General features: G+C 52.6%; 15 protein-coding genes. 9 read left to right on the top strand and 6 right to left on the bottom strand.

Annotated elements, in window-relative coordinates; translation table 11 throughout:
- Nucleotides 1-122 precede the first annotated feature (122 nt).
- From VMT71_14630 to VMT71_14645, 4 genes are all read right to left on the bottom strand, one after another.
- Nucleotides 123-365 carry a ribbon-helix-helix domain-containing protein gene (locus VMT71_14630; GenBank protein ID HVN25205.1) on the bottom strand — a complete coding sequence of 81 codons (243 nt, stop codon included), beginning with the start codon at nt 363-365 and terminating at the stop codon, nt 123-125.
- 433 nt (nt 366-798) lie between these two features.
- On the bottom strand, nt 799-1,461 hold the full coding sequence (locus tag VMT71_14635; protein ID HVN25206.1) for a class I SAM-dependent methyltransferase: 663 nt from the start codon (nt 1,459-1,461) through the stop codon (nt 799-801).
- A gap of 208 nt (nt 1,462-1,669) precedes the next feature.
- Nucleotides 1,670-3,187: an FAD-dependent oxidoreductase gene (locus tag VMT71_14640; protein ID HVN25207.1), complete on the bottom strand. Its 1,518-nt coding sequence runs from the start codon at nt 3,185-3,187 to the stop codon at nt 1,670-1,672.
- 25 nt (nt 3,188-3,212) lie between these two features.
- Nucleotides 3,213-4,373, bottom strand: coding sequence for an L-dopachrome tautomerase-related protein (locus VMT71_14645; GenBank protein HVN25208.1), 1,161 nt, complete (start codon nt 4,371-4,373; stop codon nt 3,213-3,215).
- A 461-nt stretch (nt 4,374-4,834) separates the two neighbouring features.
- On the opposite strand from VMT71_14645, the gene VMT71_14650 reads away from it, so the two are divergent.
- Together VMT71_14650 and VMT71_14655 are read left to right on the top strand one after the other, a co-directional pair.
- Nucleotides 4,835-5,218 (top strand): response regulator, encoded by a 384-nt coding sequence (locus VMT71_14650; GenBank protein ID HVN25209.1) that lies wholly within the window; start codon nt 4,835-4,837, stop codon nt 5,216-5,218.
- Nucleotides 5,219-5,371: 153 nt separating this feature from the next.
- Entirely contained in the window at nt 5,372-9,562 is a 4,191-nt protein-coding gene (locus VMT71_14655) for a PEP/pyruvate-binding domain-containing protein (GenBank protein ID HVN25210.1), read from the top strand.
- 9 nt (nt 9,563-9,571) lie between these two features.
- Here VMT71_14655 and VMT71_14660 read toward each other — a convergent pair whose 3' ends face one another.
- Entirely contained in the window at nt 9,572-10,840 is a 1,269-nt protein-coding gene (locus tag VMT71_14660; GenBank protein ID HVN25211.1) for a glyceraldehyde 3-phosphate dehydrogenase NAD-binding domain-containing protein, read from the bottom strand.
- 290 nt (nt 10,841-11,130) lie between these two features.
- Here VMT71_14660 and VMT71_14665 point away from each other — a divergent pair, with 290 nt between their 5' ends.
- The 6 genes from VMT71_14665 (at nt 11,131) to VMT71_14690 (ending at nt 16,145) form a co-directional block, all read left to right on the top strand.
- Nucleotides 11,131-12,123, top strand: a complete 993-nt coding sequence (locus VMT71_14665) for an SGNH/GDSL hydrolase family protein (protein ID HVN25212.1) — start codon at nt 11,131-11,133, stop codon at nt 12,121-12,123.
- 10 nt (nt 12,124-12,133) lie between these two features.
- Nucleotides 12,134-12,502, top strand: a complete 369-nt coding sequence (locus VMT71_14670; protein HVN25213.1) for an SxtJ family membrane protein — start codon at nt 12,134-12,136, stop codon at nt 12,500-12,502.
- 10 nt (nt 12,503-12,512) lie between these two features.
- Entirely contained in the window at nt 12,513-12,662 is a 150-nt protein-coding gene (locus tag VMT71_14675; protein ID HVN25214.1) for a DUF5989 family protein, read from the top strand.
- 64 nt (nt 12,663-12,726) lie between these two features.
- Nucleotides 12,727-14,586: a carbamoyltransferase gene (locus tag VMT71_14680; protein ID HVN25215.1), complete on the top strand. Its 1,860-nt coding sequence runs from the start codon at nt 12,727-12,729 to the stop codon at nt 14,584-14,586.
- A gap of 63 nt (nt 14,587-14,649) precedes the next feature.
- Entirely contained in the window at nt 14,650-15,348 is a 699-nt protein-coding gene (locus VMT71_14685; protein ID HVN25216.1) for a M48 family metallopeptidase, read from the top strand.
- Nucleotides 15,349-15,524: 176 nt separating this feature from the next.
- Nucleotides 15,525-16,145 (top strand): DUF4412 domain-containing protein, encoded by a 621-nt coding sequence (locus VMT71_14690; GenBank protein ID HVN25217.1) that lies wholly within the window; start codon nt 15,525-15,527, stop codon nt 16,143-16,145.
- A gap of 43 nt (nt 16,146-16,188) precedes the next feature.
- Here VMT71_14690 and VMT71_14695 read toward each other — a convergent pair whose 3' ends face one another.
- Complete coding sequence (locus VMT71_14695) at nt 16,189-16,470, bottom strand: hypothetical protein (protein ID HVN25218.1); 282 nt, start codon at nt 16,468-16,470, stop codon at nt 16,189-16,191.
- Between the two features lie 282 nt (nt 16,471-16,752).
- On the opposite strand from VMT71_14695, the gene VMT71_14700 reads away from it, so the two are divergent.
- Nucleotides 16,753-17,565 carry a transporter substrate-binding domain-containing protein gene (locus VMT71_14700; protein HVN25219.1) on the top strand — a complete coding sequence of 271 codons (813 nt, stop codon included), beginning with the start codon at nt 16,753-16,755 and terminating at the stop codon, nt 17,563-17,565.
- The last annotated feature ends 12 nt before the right edge of the window (nt 17,566-17,577 follow it).

Genomic DNA, 17,577 nt, shown 5'->3' on the forward strand with positions numbered 1-17,577 from the left:
CACAGCTATGACCGTTCCCGACCGCTCATTAAAGATATCGTGGCTGAGGATCAAAACCGGGCGCAGTCCGGCTTGCTCCCTGCCTCTTGTCGGGTTTAGGTCCGCCCATCGGATCTCGCCCCTCAATATTCTGGCCATTGGCTCACATCCTCATTCAGTCCTTCCTCAGCCATGGCTCTCTCGGCAACCTTGTCAAGCTTGGCACATTCGATCGCGAGTCGGCTTCGTTTCAGCCGTAAGAGCTTTTCACTGACGGCTTCCTGGATGACCTGGCTGCGACTTTGATAGACATGCCTTCTGACTAGCCCATCTAGTTCGCCGATGAATTCCTTATCCAGCGTAATTGCTATCTTTTCTTTGGCCATTCTCTCGTCCTCCCGATAATAGTATGACATTATATCATACCAGTACCATGCGAGCAATCTTTTGGTTTCCATGCGTAACAATTACGTATGCACAAGAATTCATCTCATACTGGATATTCTGCCAAAACGGCAAGTATATCCAGTATACGCACACCGGTTTTAACCTTCCGTACCCTTATCCTGTGCGTGGCGAAATGCAGACCCCCTTTCCCATTATACCAGCAACTCCTATACTGTTAATTAGCCGGTGTGACATAACAAACGGAAATCGGTTTGGATACTGCTGGACGTCCAGTGGGTCAATCTAAGCCGAGGCTGATTTCGATGTATAACGAGAAGACGAGGGGTCGCCGACCGGAGGCGTACCTTGGGGTACGTTGAGGATCGTGCGATCCCCGAAGTCGACAATGTTAGACGCGAAAGACGCCTCGGCTTAAGGTTCTGATATGCGGCAGCTTATCGAAATCCCCTCCCCACTCCCCCTCTCAATTGTGGTCCTGAATTGCGCATCCCGTTTCGCATACTCCAGGAATTTCTTGATGTCTCTGTCACTGCTCCACAGCACATTGTGCGCGGTGAAGCACCCATTGAGCGGTATCTTCTGCCGTACGTCCTTGAAATACTGGAGATACCAGTCCTTGTCTGCGTCGCAGAACACGAAATCAAACGGCCCCCTCAATGAGGGCACGACCTTGTGCGCGTCACCAAGGCGCGCATCGATGTACGATTCAACGCCCGCCTTTTTGAAGTTCTTGCGTGCTGTTTCATGACGCCCTTTATCGATCTCAACGGTAGTCACCGTGCCGCCCGTTTTTGAGGCAGCCCAGGCGAGCCATATGGTAGAATGGCCTGTCGACGTGCCTATTTCGAGAATATTCTTGAAGCCTCCCTTGACAACAAGATCATAGAGAATCTTTCCATCCTGATAAGGAACATTCCAATAGGACCAGGAGCCATGGTTGTCATTGAGAAATCTTGACACCTGCGCATCAAGATCCGAGGCCCCCTGCGCCCGTCCTTCAGCTGTCACGAAAGGGGTGCTAAGAACAACCAACCATATCATGATCAGTACAAAGCACTTCAGGAGATATTGCATGCGAAACTTCCTCCATTTTCATTTGCACCCATGAAGGGCACCCTGACAGGCAGCACACAAGTCTGCCTATGAGTAATTTTGGAGCGAGGCGCATTTTGATGCATAACGAGGCGCTCCGAGGCACGGGCTACGCAGGCGTACCTGGTGGCACGTCGAAGTAGAACGGGCCGAAGGGCAACGAAGCTAGCCGCAAAAGATGCGTCGGACTTCAAAATAGAGGCTCGCGCCACTTATACTCTTTCGGTGTCACTCCTTGCTTCACCGACTCAGCCGCGGCGAACCCTGCAATCTCACCTGTCTGCGTGCACCACGGGAAATTTCTCATGACCATGAAGATTGTGTCGTAGGTGAAGGAGAGCGACGCACCTGTCAAGAGGAGGTTGTTCACCTTCTGGGGAAGGAAACAGCGATAAGGAACCTCAAATTCATGGACCTTGCTGCAATCCCAGTGGAAGCTCTTTTTCATAGGCTTTGTGACGGCATCGGGGAACTTGCGGCTGTTGAGAGCATCATCGAGAGAAAGTATGTATTCACCTTTTGGATGCCTTCCATCGCGCACGCCCAGGTAATGGCTTATATTCGTGACGAAAGCGTTTTCAAATCCCGGCACGTACTTCTTCAGGAATCTCGCCTCTGCATCGACAAACTCTCTCATCGCTATCTGACCACGAACCATGTCCTCCATGTTGTCGTCGAGATGGAGCGACCATTCGTAGGGAACATTTTCCCAGAATATGAATGTGCCCGGTCCCTGGATAGGGCTCATATCAAGCGTGGGATGACCTATGTAGAGGTTGCCGTAGACGCACGTCCCCGCAAGTCTCGGCCTGAATAGGTCCGGCGGGATGTCCCTGGCTTCACGGGCAGCAGAAATGAGCTTGCTCAGTGCAGGATCATTCTGGCTCTTCTGGTATCCGGCAACTTTTTCGAAATCTATGCCGCTCATTATCCAGAGCAGCCCTCCCGGAAGCGGGCGGTTCTTTCCATCCCACGTTACTGTCTCGGGCTGCCCTCCTCCTCCCCGCACAAAAGGAGCGCCAGCTCGCGCCGCCACTTCAGCAGTGCCTGATCCATCTATGAAAATCTTACCCTTGACCGCTTGCATACCTGTCAGGGTTTTCACGAGCGCAGCCTCAATTGTCGCAGAACCACCGGCACGCTTCTTCACGATCACATCAACGAATGTCGTATTGTACAATGTTGTCACTTTTGCCTCGTGCAACATCGCCAGCATTACAGATCCGCCCGTGTCAGGATTGAACGTGCTTCGGGCAAGCGGACTACCTTGCTTGAGATTCCAATCATAATGCGACAGCGGATTGCCTGCAAAATCAGGGTATGCTTTTTCCGTCGCAGTGTATACGTGACCTTCTTTGACCAGCCTCTGCATCAACTCAGTATGAATCCCTCCGACACCTTCGTTGTACGCGCCCTGCAGCCCCACCGTGTGGACACCTCCCGGCACGTCATAGCGATCTACGAGAACCGCCTTCGCGCCCATTCGCGCGGCTTTCAGGGCAGCGCCGAATCCTCCCGGCCCCCCTCCGATCACAACCACGTCTGCTTCTGCGGCCACCGGTACTTTTTCTCCGCGCGGTTTGATCTCCTTTCGGCCGGCTCCATACGCAAGACCCCCCATGCCGCTGGAAAAACTCGTGCCGAGCAACGCCGCTCCCGTGATTGCAGAGGTTTTCAAAAAATTCCTTCGGTCTGAGTTCGTCTTCATCAAGGCACCCCCCTTGTCTGTCGCCTTACTTCAATGCTACAGGCTCTGCATCGATTTTGATTCTAAAGACCGTATAGGGTTTCTGTCGTGTGTCTTTGCCTTCCCAATGGACAGCCTGCCTCTCGATCTGGTTTGCGGTGAAATAGAGATAGCCGTCGTAAGCGACAGAGAGCGTGTCTGGCCAGAGCATCCTCGAGTCGTGCGCTATGGTTTCAAACGTGCCGTCAGGCAGCATGCGGTGTATGGCATTATGCTCGTAGTCCGTGAGATAGACACGACCTTTGGCATCCGACTCCAGGCCGTCGGATGCTCCTCCTTTGCACCCGTGGTCTTTCACCGTCTCGGCCACTTTTCCATCAGGCAGCGACTGATCGATCAAGGCATCAACGCTGACGCTGTAGAGATGGCGCGACGTAAGAGGAGAGTAGTAAAGTCTTGAGCCATCGCTGCTGATCGCAATGCCGTCGGCGCCTACCTGCAGGGGAACCGGCTTCTGATTGGGAATATAGAGCAAAAGCGGCTTTCCTTCCACAATGGCGAGCATGCCAGGCACCGGCTTGGTCGTCTCGTGGTCGACAAGGCGTCTCCAGCTCTTTCCTGAGGCCAGGTCCACCACGATGATTGCATTGCCTCCCGAATCCGTGATGAAAGCCATCCCTTCCGTTCCCTTTCTCAGGTCGAACCGGACGTCGTTGAGATACGTATTCTTCAGGGCGATATCTTCAGGGAAGATGATGGTTTTAAAAACCTTGTTCGTTGCCAGATCAATGCCTACGATCTTGGGTCCGCCAAAGCTTGTCGGGCCGAAGGCCACGCTGCCCGTGTCCAGGACCCATAACCTGTCCTTCGGATCGATTACCACGCTCTGCACAGAGACAAAGCAATCCTTCTGATTTCCCTTCTCACACGTATTCATTTTCTGATCAGGGTAAGGAACAATCTTTCCCTTCCTTACCTCGGCCACGGTGTACGCAATGTTGTCTCCCCACTTAGGAAAGTTCACGAACATGCGGCCCGTGCATGAAACAGTGACACCAGTCGGCATGGGTCCATAAAAGAATGCTACCGGTTCTATCTTTCCCACCGGTCGCTCTTTCGCAAGCTCTTTGGGTGCTGCCGACAGGCAGGGCAAGGCAGTACCCGCAATCAAGAGAAGTGCTACTGCGACTGCTACGGTTCTATTCATCCCTTCCCTCCCCCCTTCGCGCATCCTCGCGAAGAACTATTTTTCCATCCAGTATAATCGACTTGCGAGGAAAATCAATTCTTTTCAGGTGCACCAGCTCATTGCTCAGATTTTGAACAACGCGAATCTGTAACAGTCGCGTCTGGCTGCCGGAGGTGTAATTCAAGTATATGCGAACGCCACTGGGGGGCGAGGCAGATTTCGATGGATTTGCCACCCGCGTGATGGTTGGATCTGGTTCGGTTCCTTTGATTCGTCGCGGGTACCCGGCTAATACAGGGGTATCGGCGCACCTGGTGGTACGTCGAGGAAGGACGGACCGATGGGCAACGAAGTTAGCCGCGAAAGATGCCTCGCCCCTTGCCGCTCTTGACAAGCGCCATTCGCTGCCTTACAAAGAATCATACCGCCAGTGCGCTGAAGAACCAGCGAGGTTTAAGGATTAAAGCAGCGCAAAAGCGATGAAGCCAAGCGCAGGGATACTGCTTGTAGAAGATGACTCTTCGCTCATGTTTGTCTTAAGCGAATGGCTGAGCGGAGAAGGTTATCCTATTTTTACTGCCGCAAACAGTGCTGAGGCTCTGGCTCAATACAGAGAGCATGCGAAGGACGTGTGCGTTGCTTTAATCGATGTTATGCTTCCTGGAACCGATGGACTCACCACAGCTGTTGAAATGCGCAAGATAGATGACGATATAGCGTTTCTTTTTATGAGCGGCTACGAAGTCGCAGAGATAAAGAAGATTGGCATCAACATCGAGGACATCCCCCGATCAGAGTTTTTTCGCAAACCATTCAGTTTTGAGAACCTGAGAAACAGAATCCGGTCATTGTGCGCCAGGTAATTCTCCGTTTCCAGAGATCGTGAAGCGACAACGTAGGCTCACGGCTCAAAGATACAGCACTGCCCGGCTGGCACCGCTCTTGCAAAAATTTTCAATCAGCATTACCATATGCACGCCCACCCTACCAAGATACAGCGGAGAGGTAACAAGAGCATGAACGAACAGGTGAATAACCTGCGCTCATCGGCCTTGCAGGTGAATCTGAAAGCGACTGCTGCAGCAGTTGAGATCCCTTCCAAATACGATGTCCTCCTCCGCACCGTGGAAAGTCACTACGGCGTTCACAAGAAGGCGCGGGAACTGCTTCTGGAGCTGCACCACCCTTACGTCAACTGGGAGTATGTTATGGGTGCCCTGAAGAATCTTTCGGTGGGCGACTTTTATGAGATCAACACGCATCCCGAAGGATTGCCAGCCCTCAATGTTATCATGGGCATATACTTCGACGTTATCCGGTCAGCCGGAGAGGATGTTAAGGAGACAGCAGTCCGCTATCTGTTCGATTTCATGGACACGGTGGTATCGAAAAGCAGAGAGTTTCTCCCACGGAACCTCGCCCTGCTGCCTCCTCTCTTTGACAACCTTTTCGAGGCATCGTCAGCCCAAAAACTTCTTTTCCGAAAGAGTTCCACTTATGTGAAGCCGTTTCTCAGATCAGCCCTCTCCCAGGGAGCAGACCTGACGGGGGGGCCCCTGGGAGGCTTTCTTCACAACGTGTTCGGCGCCACCTATCGGTTCTGGCTATCCCAGCCCGATCCTCTGAGGTGGCTGGCACATAACGACGAGAGCCTCGAGGGTGCGGCAACCTACAGAGAATTGATCAAGCCTTTGAGCCATGCGGAACTGGAAAAGCTATTGGAAGAACTGAACCCACTGTCAACAGGCAACGGAGAGGTTAGCGCGTATATCGGAATGCCCGATTATTTTCAGATCGTAAACGGATACCTGCTTATCGCGGACGATCTGGAACGCTCACCGGTCTTCGCGGGTCGTCAACACCTTGTCAAACTGGACTTCCTTTTTAACATCATCAACGTGGCGGGACTTTCCGATGTCCACGGTACGGCCCTTCGGGAGATCAACCACTGTCTGGGCATGGTATTCAGCGAGAAGGACCCTTCAGGCCTGCACGAGTTCGTCAGGAATATATTCGATCTTCTGAAGAAGAGCGGGTCACGCCAGCAGTATCCCTCCACTATCATCGACTGCATCAGCACAATCGCGAGGGAGGTTTTCAATCAGAAGAACCACGCGCTGGTCGATACCTTCATCAACGAACTCATCTCCTTCGGCTTTCAATACCCGGAGGTAAGAGGGTCGACCACCGAGTGGCAGGTGGAGGTCAACCCGGCCCATGTCAAAAATATACGCTGCTGGTTGGAAATCATCGGCCTGAGGCCGCGATGGACCAAGAGGCTTCTATCGGCTCTTATCATTAATCTCAAGCTGGGAGGCGTCTTCGTGAGGGACACGGACCTCCTGCAGCGGGACATCTCAGCTTTCCTTAACTCCGACATAGCCCCGGCCTACAACCTGTCTAAGCAGATTCTCAGGATGTTCCCGGTCTATTTCAGCGAGATAGGCGCAGAGGGTGAGCTGCGTGACATCTCCACCCGGGTGGATGAAGTTTCGCGGAGAAACGACAAACTCATCTATTTTCTTCGGAAGCAGTCTCACGTGGAGAGCAACAGCCTCCTGGTAGGTTTCATCGAGGATATATTCCGTTACTGGTACACCGGAGAAAGAGAGCACCTGAGAAAGCACCTGCCGGACGAGGTCTTCGAGCAGGTCCCGGGTAATGGTGAGTATTTCGAGGGCATGCACACGCTCTTCAAAAAGTTATTCGAAACGGTGGGCGCAGGTCCATTTCAATTTCTCTCGTGGGACAAGGCAAAGATACAACGGGAGATACACAGCGCAAGGAGAGTAAGCGAGCGGGACAGAGAGCGGGCGGGCCTGATGATAAGGCTCTATCAGCTTCTCTATAAAAAATATCACCCGCAGCACCTGGACCTGCTCAAGGAGCTGGAGGCGGCCCACATATTCGACTCTGAGAAAATTCGCGCGCTCAAGCGTTCGCTCACCTCTCAGGAGCACTACAAAAGCCTCGTCGTCATCCTCGGCTTTCTCTCGACATTGAAAGAAAGGATTCTTTCTCCCACCAAAACTACCTTCTTTGAAAACATCTATTACAAGCGACATATAGCGGCCGGTATTCCCTCAATGTACGGCACGTACAGGGAAGAAAAACTTGAGGCGGTCGGTTTGTCGCTGCGCCTGGAGAGCCTGGCCACGACTCTTTTTGAGGAGATGATCGCACAACTTAATCTGAAATTCGTCACGAGAAGCACGCTCACAAAGATCCACAAGTACCTCTGGCTTTATGTCAAAGCCCTTGACCTTGAGGGCATAGCGACTGAAGGGCTGGTCGCAAAAATCAAGTATGTCACCAGCGCTCTGCAGATAAAGGACTTCTCTATAGACCAGTACCTCGATATTTTCCAGTTTATCTCAAAAGGGATTCAGAACGTTATCCGCGATTACTACATAGACGCGCACGGCTCCAACCTTCCGGTCATTATCGGGCAGATTTACCAGAAGACAGCAGGTGACGATACGCAGGGCCGCGGCGAAGAGACCATCTACCAGCACTCCGAAAACTTTATACGCTCCATGATCGCCTCGGCATTCGGCCTGCAGGTACTCGACACTTTTGTAAACAGCATCCTGAGGACACTCGGCGCTGAAATGGAGCGGTTCAAGAGCAACAGACGCCTGCTTAACCTGGTGATGGCCTACGATCCCGATCTCACGATCTCACCGATCCACAGGAGAAACGAAAAACTGGACAACCAGATCCTGATCGGTAACAAGGGCTACTTCCTGAAGCAACTCGCGTCATTCGGCTTTCCAATCCCTCCCGGCTTTATCCTCACGACTGAGGTATTCCGCGCGCACGATGCTGTCGTGGGCTACAAGTACATCACCAACGATCTGAGCGTGAGAATCGGCAACGAAATAAAAAAGCTGGAAAAAGCGGCAGGAGGAACGTTTGGAGACCCGTCGAACCCTCTGCTGCTGTCGGTGAGGAGCGGTGCAACTATATCCTTGCCGGGCATGATGCATTCCTTTCTCAATGTAGGAATAAACCCAGCAGTTGCCGAAGGCTTGAGCCAGCGCCCGGAGTTCGCGTGGGCTGCCTGGGACTGTTATCGCAGGTTCTTACAGATGTGGGGTATGTTCCAGGGTCTCGACAGGGATTATTTTGACAAGATCATGGACAGCTTCAAACGGCGTTACAATGTGAGCAGAAAAATCCAGTTCGTCCCTGAACAGATGCGGCAGGTGGCGCTTGCGTACAGAGAAGCCCTGGAGAAGAGCGGCATCGCAGTCACCGATCACCCCCCTGACCAGTTGCGCCACGCGATCATGGAGGTCTTTGCCTCCTGGCACTCGGAACAGGCAAATATCTACCGTCACCAGATGCACCTGTCCGACGAGTGGGGCACCGCAGTGATCGTGCAGGCCATGGTTTTCGGGAACCTCAACCGGGACTCCGGGTCGGGTGTCATCTTCACAAGGGACCCGAAAGGCATATCCCGGGAGGTGACGCTCTTCGGCGATTTTATTTTCGGCGTGCAAGGCGACGACATAGTCTCCGGCCTGGTCGAGACATTTCCCATCTCAGAAAAACAACGGGTAATGGAAAGGAGAGATTCTGCCATTTCGCTTGAAACAAGATTCCCCGAGATATACAGGGAACTGGTCAGGCTCTCGGAGGTGCTCATCTACGAGAGAGGATTCAACCATCAAGAGATCGAGTTTACTTTCGAGAATTCGACAAAGACCGGGCTTCACATTCTTCAGACGCGTGACATGGCGCAACTGGATGGTACAAGACTGAAGATATTCAAAGATGCAGGCAGTCTCGATGCGTCGCTCATCGGCAGCGGGATCGGGGTGAGCGGTGGTGCCCTATCAGGGCGCGCCGTCTATTGCGATGAGGAGATTAGCCGCTTTCGCGCTGAAGAGCCCCAGACCCCTCTTATCCTGATACGCCCCGACACTGTGCCGGAAGACGTGGGTGTGCTTCTTAATGTTGACGGCATCCTGACCGCAAAGGGGGGAGCAACCTCCCATGCTGCTGTTACCATTCCCCAGCTCAACAAAGTAGGCGTCGTGGGATTCAGTAAGCTCAGGGTCTACGAAGCGGAGAGATACAGCAAGATCAGCGGCCGCGTCATCAATGGCGGTGATTTTATCAGCATCGACGGGTGGAGCGGCGCAGTCTATATCGGCAAGCACGAGACTGAATCAGCAGAACCTCATCGCATAACAATATAAAAGCCGACCTTACAGAAGATTTTTGTGCACGTGGACCGTCAGGTCGCCCATCCTGTTGGTATAGCTGCCGTACTCATTGTCATACCAGCCGAAAATCTTCGCGTGGACAACCGGCACACGCAGGTTCTTCGTGGGCAGAGAGTCGATCAGCCCTTCGGGAAGCACAGGCACTTGCGAAAGGTCCACGTCTATGAAGGCTGTGCGTGTGTGGTTGAACTGACCCTCTATCACAATTGCCGCGTCCACACCGATAAGGTCAGTTGATACGTTCTGCTCTGCACTATACACAAGAAGATGCTCCGGATCCTTTTCCGCTACTTTCTGGTAGATCCCGTTTATCAATTTAGTGTTGACCAATGCGGCAGTACCGTTTTTGGCCTGGAAGGTGGCGTTGAGCACGATGAGCGACTCCGTAGTGGTCGGAACCCGTATCGAATCTGCCATGAAGCCGATGTTCCTCACTTCAGGAATCACCTGCACCAGCGCTTCGGCAGCATTGGTAGACGTCAGGATGATGTTGTTGAGTATACTCCGGTTTTTTCGCAGGTCTTTCTCGCCCGCCTTCGGAACAGTGTCCAGTACACTCTGCGTGTTGGTCACTGCATGGACCGTGGACATCGATGCCGTAAGGATCGAACTCGTCTCCTCTGTCTGGAGAAGCGGTTTCACCATGTGAGCCAGCCCGGTAGTGGTACAGGACGCGGCCGAGACCAGCTGGAACTTTTTAAAGTCATAGGCGTGGTGGTTTATGCCGTAGATGAGGGTAACGCAATCCTCCGGCATGGAAAGCGCCTTATTCTTGATTTTGAAGGCCGAAGAATTGACCACGGCTCTTGCGCCGCCGGCGAGATGGCCGCGTATAGATCCCTTGTTGTCGTCCGCGAGAAGCGTGGGATCGTTGAATTTGCCCGTACATTCTGCCACGACATCCACAGCGTAATCGCGCCATGGAATCTCGGCGGGGTTTCTCGATTGTCTGAGCACAGTGACCGGCATGCCGTCGACGAGCATCTTGCCGCTCTTTGCATCGACTATCTGAACCACCCTTTCAGATTTAACACCGTGGAGAAAACGGTGCAGTAATCCATAGGTCGCATCCTTTTCGATCAGCTGGGCTACCGCTTCCAGTCCCTGGCCCACCTCCCGCCCGAGATTGACAACGATCCCCTCGAAGTACTTTCTCGCCACGTGATGCCACAGCGTCAGCTTTCCAATTCGTCCGAGACCGTTGATCCCGAGCACCGGGGGCCTTTTCTCGAAAACCTGAGCTCTGCTCATCCTGTGTTACCTCCTTGATAGTATGGTGCGACACGACCCAAAGATTGTATACAATTTTATAGCGCAGACATCCGCTTGTCAATAAATTGAAACGATATTCCAATTACCGTACCGCACCCCCCGGGCGGTCGGGTTTCTCCCAAGCTTTTGGCATTGCCGAATGCATTCGTTCAGAGGGTGCAAGGGAGCAGCACCTTCAGCATCGCCCCGCGTCTCCTTGCCTTTTGGGCATGCACAGTGTATCATTTCGACCGTAATTATTGCGTAGATGGCTTGCGCATAGCGCTTACGTGAAGAAGAATCGATTCTATAATGTGCTGGTTGTGCTGCTGTCCGTGATGTTCTGCGCAGGCATCACAGAATTGGGGATGAGAGTTCTGCTCAAAAACAGCCTGCGTACACGCACGAATGAAAAAAGCCTGCTGTACAGGTACGATGAGAAATTGGGTTGGTTCCCTGTCGAGCGCAGCGATAGGACATTTACCGGAAGCCGCCCGATTAAGGTCTCACACAACAGCCGGGGCTTCAGAGATCCCGAGCGCGTCATCGACAGCAGGCCGGCAATTCTGTTCCTCGGGGATTCCTTCGTGTGGGGATATGATGTGGAAAGCGAGGAGCGCTTTACTGAAAAACTCCGCGCAAAACTGCCTGGCTGGGCTGTCTATAATCTTGGGGTCAGCGGGTACGGGACAGACCAGGAGTATCTGCTCCTCATGCAGCAGTACGGTTTCTACAAACCCAAGATTGTAGTTGTTTTGTTCGGCTCGGGCAACGATGAACTGGATAACTCTTACAATGCAAGGTATGGCAGCTACTTCAAGCCTTATTTCACAGCCGACGGTGACCAACTGACGTTGAAGGGAGTGCCTGTCCCAAAATCATACGACTATTTCATCGCTCAGCATGATCTGCTCAGCCGTTCATACTGGTTCAGGTTGCTTGCAAATGGTTATTTCAAGATTACGGGACCCGCGACAGTACGCGTCGAGGACCCTACGCGTGCGATCATCGCAAACATGAATCGTTTCGTCACGAGCAGAGGGGCTGCGTTTATCGTCGGGTTACACGACGCGAATGCGGAGTTTCAGAACTACCTCAAGGATAACCGTATTCCCTTTGTTGATCTGAGCAATTCATTCACGTACCCGGAGCAAGGGCGCCACTGGACGCCGGAAGGCCATACAGTCGTGAGTGAGAAAATCTACAATTTCCTGATGCAGGGAGGCTACCTGCAGGAACGAGCGGTGACTGGCAGCAGGGCTAGCGCGGTGTCGCAGAGGTAAAGGTGGTGGGATGACGAAAGATCAGTGCAAAGACACGGGAATGGCCATGGTGCTCATCTTGCTGCTTCTGGCTCTCGGGACCAAACGCAATTATCTGCTCTTCTGCGCGATCGGCGTGTTGGTGCTCGACATGATCAGACCTCAGCTATTTAAGCCTCTGGCGGTGGTCTGGTTCGGACTGTCTCACGTGCTCGGTATAATAACTTCCAGGATTGTCTTATCGATACTCTTCTTTGTGGTTGTGACTCCGATCGGAGTGATGAGAAGGCTTCTCGGCGCAGATACTCTGAAACTCAAGGCATTCAAACGGGGTAATGGTTCGGTGATGGACAAGAGGAACCACAAGTTTTGCGCGGATGATATTCTGAAGCCCTATTAGGAGGAACGATATGGATTTCTTAAAAGACTTGTGGGGATTTTTGAGGACCAGGAAGAAATACTGGCTGATACCGATTATCATTATGCTGCTCGGCTTCGGCCTTTTGATTGTGCTGACCAGCGGATCGGCTATCGCTCCGTTTATCTACACGCTTTTTTAAGAAGAAACTGATTGATGGCAGCGGAGGCATAGCGGAAAGAGAGTATGAGGCAGGCACGATAAGCATGAGACAAGCGATTCTTGGTATCTCGGCGTACTACCATGACAGCGCAGCCGCACTCCTCATAGATGGAGAGATCATAGCTGCTGCGCATGAAGAGCGCTTCACCAGAAAAAAACATGATTCCTCTTTCCCGATTCATGCGGCGCAGTATGTTCTGGATGAAGCCGGCATTGCATATAACAATCTTACCGCGGTCTCGTTCTACGACAAACCGTTGATAAAGTTTGAAAGGCTGCTGGAGACGTACCACGCCTTCGCACCCAGGGGGCTGCCCAGCTTCTGGTCCGCGATCCCCGTCTGGATAAAAGAAAAAGTCTTCATGAAGAAAATGCTACGGGATAACTTAGCCGGCCTGGGGCCGGGCGATGTGCCTATTCTTTTTCCGGAGCACCATTTGTCACACGCGGCCAGCGCCTTCTACCCCTCCCCCTTTGGGGAGGCAGCGATTGTGACAATTGATGGTGTGGGCGAATGGGCAACGACTACCATCGGTCACGGTCAAGGAAAGGAAATAACTATACTGGAGGAGCTAAGGTTTCCCCATTCGCTGGGATTACTCTACTCTGCATTCACCTACTATACGGGTTTCAAAGTTAACAGCGGAGAATATAAGCTGATGGGCCTGGCGCCTTACGGCAATGCAGGATCAGCACAGACGCTCGACTTCAGAGAGAAGATAACCTCCGAACTGGTTGACATTCGGGAAGATGGTTCGCTGCTCTTGAATATGGATTATTTCGATTATGCCACCGGACTAAGAATGGTCAATGAAGACAAATGGAGGCAACTCTTCGGCGTTCCACCCCAGAAACCCGAGTCAGAGATAGCCCAAGTTTACATGAACATGGCACTGGCCATCCAGCAGGTGACTGAAGAGATCGTCTTCAAACTGTGCAGAACAGCGAAAGAGATGACCAAAAGTAGGTACCTGGTACTGGCGGGCGGCGTGGCGCTCAACAGCGTTGCAAATGGGAAGCTCCTCCGGTCGGGCCTTTTCGATGACATCTGGATTCAGCCGGCAGCGGGAGACGCAGGCGGTGCAGTTGGAGCCGCCTTCGCAGTCTGGCACATTCTCAAAGGCAACGAGCGCACGTTGCTTGCGCATCCGGACATGATGAAAGGGGCTTTCCTCGGTCCTGAATTCTCGGATAAGGAAATCCAGAGAGCTCTTGTGAAATTCGGAGCCCAGGTGAACCATTATCAGGATTACGACGAGTTGGCCCACGACGTCGCGAAGAAGCTTTCCGAAGGATACGTGGTCGGTTGGTTCCAGGGAAGAATGGAATTCGGTCCAAGGGCGCTGGGAAACCGCAGCATTCTCGGCGATGCCCGCAACCCGGAGATGCAAAAGAAGATGAATCTCAAAATAAAGTACCGGGAAGGGTTCAGGCCGTTTGCACCGACCGTACTCGAAGAGGACATTCTGGACTATTTTGATCTGGACAGACCGTCACCCTACATGCTGCTCGTGGTGCCGCTGCGTGAAGATAGAAGAATTCCCGTGCCACCCGATTACAACGAGTGGGGTTTGTACGAGCGGCTCTATTTTTTGAGGTCCGATTTACCGGCAATCACGCACATCGACTACTCTGCCCGCGTGCAAAGTGTGAACCGGGAGATCAACCCCAGGTACTGGCAGCTGATTCAGGAGTTCAAGAAGCTTACCGGCTATAGCGTTATCGTAAACACCAGCTTCAATGTGCGGGGAGAGCCGATTGTCTGTACCCCCGAGGACGCCTACCGCTGCTTCATGCGTACCGAGATGGACTATCTTGTCCTGGGGAATCATCTTCTCGACAAAAAGGAACAGCCGAAACTCTCTGAAAGCGGTGACTGGAAAAAAGAATTTACACTCGATTAACAGGCGCCCCCTTCTGCCTGTTGTGCGGTTGGCGCAGACGGATACTGCAATCACGTGCGCGATATGATCAAACCATCTACCATTCCCCTGTCACGTCATCTGAGTTGCCAGCTCGTTGGGGCGCTTCTCATGGCTGCAATGCTCTCCGCGTGCGCTACGAGGGGAGTCGAACCTTCAACAGTAGAAAAGAAGGATGGGAAAAGTGCTCCCCACCTGGATGAGGCCCAGGCCGATCGCATCAAGCGTATGATGGTGACGCTCATACATAACATGAACAAACCCATACCATTGAGCGAGGTGAAGATTGCGGTAATCGACGATCAGTCCATCAACGCCGCTAACGCCGGGAAAGGCCAGTTCTACGTCACAGCAGGCCTTCTCGACAAAGCAAACGACGAGCAGCTTTTCGGTGTCCTGGCGCATGAAGTCGCACACGAGGACCTGGGGCACGTTGCGAAAGCGAAGGTAGTCGGGACCGGTGTCAACATAGGCGTGATGATCCTTTCTCAAATTGTACCCGGTTCCGGCCTCATAGCACCTACAGTGGCAAAGCTGGCCGTACAGCAACCCTTCAGCCGCCAGGAGGAGTATCAGGCCGACCAGCACGCGGTCGACATATTAAACCGTGCGGGGTACAATGGAAAACAGATTGTCGCGGGCGCTCTGACCTGGCTCCTCAAGACCTCCGGCCCGAGCGGCGGCTTTCTCAGCGACCATCCCGGAACTTCTGACAGAATCAAAAGAGTCGAGCAATTGCCGTAGCTCACAGCCCCGTGAAATAATCTTTTTTTTCTGCGGCAGCGATTTCTTACAGGTCCCACTCAGAGACCGCGCACACAAACTTTCTCTTGTCAGCGCTCCCTTCTTCATTTATCATGTTGGCAGCGGGTTATTCCTTGGTTCCGGATACCGGAGTTCCATCTAATAGGAGGTTATCCATGAGAAACGTCATCCTGATTTGCAGTTCCGTTGTCTTCAGCTTTTTTCTTGTCAGCAGTGCCATCGCAATGGAATTCTCAGCAGACATAGTCTCGAGCTCCCAGGGACATACCGCCACGTCCAAGATATTTGTGAAGGATCAGAAATCGCGCATGGAACCGAAAGGGCAGCCTACATACTCAATCATGAGGGGAGATAAGCAGGTGGTCTGGATGGTCATGCCTGACCAGAAGTCTTATATGGAGATGAAACCAAACCCTGGCCAGCAGCCCAGGACAGAAGAAAAGGTGGGCGGAGAGGTGAGCAGAAAATTGATCGGCTCTGAGACCGTTGACGGTCATCCGGCGCAGAAATACGAAGTGACGTACAGCGAGAGCGGCAAGACAGAGAAGATGTACCAGTGGATGGCCACAGATATTAAGTTTCCGGTGAAGATGGCAGCCGTTGACGGCAGCTGGACCGTGGAATACAAGAACATCAAAATGGCTGCTCAGCCGGATACTCTCTTTGAGGTTCCTTCGGACTACAAGAAAATGGCGATGTCTGCAATGCCTTCAATGCCCGGAATGCCGAAGATGCCAAAATTGCCGGGGAAGACTTCGCCAGGCCAAGGCGAGTAACACACAGCCGAACGCAGGAAAGCGGTTGTTCTAATATTCTGATTCAGGAAACGCTTACACCCACACCTATGATGTCGTAGCCGCTGTACGCAGCCTCCGTTGCACTCGCGGTTGCGCTTTCAACTTCGCTTTCGATTCGTTCTGCCAGTTTTCTGATCTCTTGCGCCATCTTCACGCCCACGGAACAAGGGTCTTTGGCGGTGAGCATCCGCTCCTGGGCTGTCTTCTCCAGGGCCAGCATGGCTACCTTGAATTTCCGTTCCTCTCTTTCGCTCGCCGTTTTCTTTCTTCCCTGTCCCTTGTCAGCTTTTCTCTTAGTCGGCATAGAACTACCCCCTTGCGTAAGATGACCTCGATGAGGCTAACATCCTCGATACCAACTGCCGGTTTCCAAACAAACCCGCCCTCCTCGCCGGGACGGACCCTTCAGTATGATTATAGCCATTCACAGCAGCACGTCAAGGAAAATGAAGACAGATTTCCACAGCAACAAACAGGGCAAGACGTTTCAGCTTGACACCATACCGTCTAACGAGCAAAATGGAGACAATGAAAGTTTTCGACAGGCGCTAACGCACATAGCGTGTCTTGAAAGGGGGAGCCTGCAATGAGGGGAAAGGCAGTCTTAATGCGTACGGTTGCTGTGGTGGCGTTCATGATAGTCTTACTGGGATGTACGTGGCGCGTGGGTGAGGCTGGGGAACAGAAAGAAGTGATCAGGCTGGTGCATATCCTCTCTTTCGAACCATTCGCAACTGTTAAGGATGGTAAATCTGAAGGGCTGGCTATAGATATCCTGACGGCTGTTTTTGCCCGCGCAAATCTGAAGGTCGTCTTCATCGGTGAACAGCAGGAGAACGTGGAGGAGCTACTATTTAAAGGTGAGGCTGATGGCTTGGCGTTTTTCGGCATCAACCCCGCGCGCAAGAATACGTTCGACTTCAGCGATCCGTATCTTATCTCAGGGGGAGCTCTTTTCACCACAGCCCCTGGCGTTCCCCGATCCGACCTGAAGGAATTGGAAGGAAAGCGAGTAGCCACGCCGTTAAAGGGACCTCTGGCAGACTATATCAGAAAGAACTTCCCCAAGGTCTATCTTTACACTGACGTTAAAGATTACCAGGCAACCCTGGAAGCAGTCCTTGATGGAAAGGCTGAAGCTGCTGCCCTCAACACTCAAGCTGGGGCAGTTCTGGCAGAGAGCCTCTTCCCCGGAAAATTTACGCTGCCCTCCAAAGGATTTCTTGAAGTTCCCATCGGCATAGCAGTCTTGAAGGGAAAACGGGATGCCCAGCTGAAAATCTTTAATGAAGGGCTCAAGGCTGTACTCGTAGACGGCACCTACGATAGCATCATCGCGAAGTGGAAAGTACCTGCAACGACTAAACCCCTGATGAGTGACCCGCCAAGAACAGAGTAGTGCGCTGGAACC

The sequence above is a fragment of the Syntrophorhabdales bacterium genome (assembly GCA_035541455.1).
Lineage (GTDB): Bacteria > Desulfobacterota > Syntrophorhabdia > Syntrophorhabdales > WCHB1-27 > JADGQN01.

What these genes read in the sequence shown, in the direction of transcription:
- VMT71_14630 (HVN25205.1), bottom strand. Translation starts at nt 365, where the DNA reads ATGGCCAAAGAAAAGATAGCAATTACGCTGGATAAGGAATTCATCGGC.
- VMT71_14635 (HVN25206.1), bottom strand. Translation starts at nt 1,461, where the DNA reads ATGCAATATCTCCTGAAGTGCTTTGTACTGATCATGATATGGTTGGTT.
- VMT71_14640 (HVN25207.1), bottom strand. Translation starts at nt 3,187, where the DNA reads ATGAAGACGAACTCAGACCGAAGGAATTTTTTGAAAACCTCTGCAATC.
- VMT71_14645 (HVN25208.1), bottom strand. Translation starts at nt 4,373, where the DNA reads ATGAATAGAACCGTAGCAGTCGCAGTAGCACTTCTCTTGATTGCGGGT.
- VMT71_14650 (HVN25209.1), top strand. Translation starts at nt 4,835, where the DNA reads ATGAAGCCAAGCGCAGGGATACTGCTTGTAGAAGATGACTCTTCGCTC.
- VMT71_14655 (HVN25210.1), top strand. Translation starts at nt 5,372, where the DNA reads ATGAACGAACAGGTGAATAACCTGCGCTCATCGGCCTTGCAGGTGAAT.
- VMT71_14660 (HVN25211.1), bottom strand. Translation starts at nt 10,840, where the DNA reads ATGAGCAGAGCTCAGGTTTTCGAGAAAAGGCCCCCGGTGCTCGGGATC.
- VMT71_14670 (HVN25213.1), top strand. Translation starts at nt 12,134, where the DNA reads ATGACGAAAGATCAGTGCAAAGACACGGGAATGGCCATGGTGCTCATC.
- VMT71_14675 (HVN25214.1), top strand. Translation starts at nt 12,513, where the DNA reads ATGGATTTCTTAAAAGACTTGTGGGGATTTTTGAGGACCAGGAAGAAA.
- VMT71_14680 (HVN25215.1), top strand. Translation starts at nt 12,727, where the DNA reads ATGAGACAAGCGATTCTTGGTATCTCGGCGTACTACCATGACAGCGCA.
- VMT71_14685 (HVN25216.1), top strand. Translation starts at nt 14,650, where the DNA reads ATGATCAAACCATCTACCATTCCCCTGTCACGTCATCTGAGTTGCCAG.
- VMT71_14690 (HVN25217.1), top strand. Translation starts at nt 15,525, where the DNA reads ATGAGAAACGTCATCCTGATTTGCAGTTCCGTTGTCTTCAGCTTTTTT.
- VMT71_14695 (HVN25218.1), bottom strand. Translation starts at nt 16,470, where the DNA reads ATGCCGACTAAGAGAAAAGCTGACAAGGGACAGGGAAGAAAGAAAACG.
- VMT71_14700 (HVN25219.1), top strand. Translation starts at nt 16,753, where the DNA reads ATGAGGGGAAAGGCAGTCTTAATGCGTACGGTTGCTGTGGTGGCGTTC.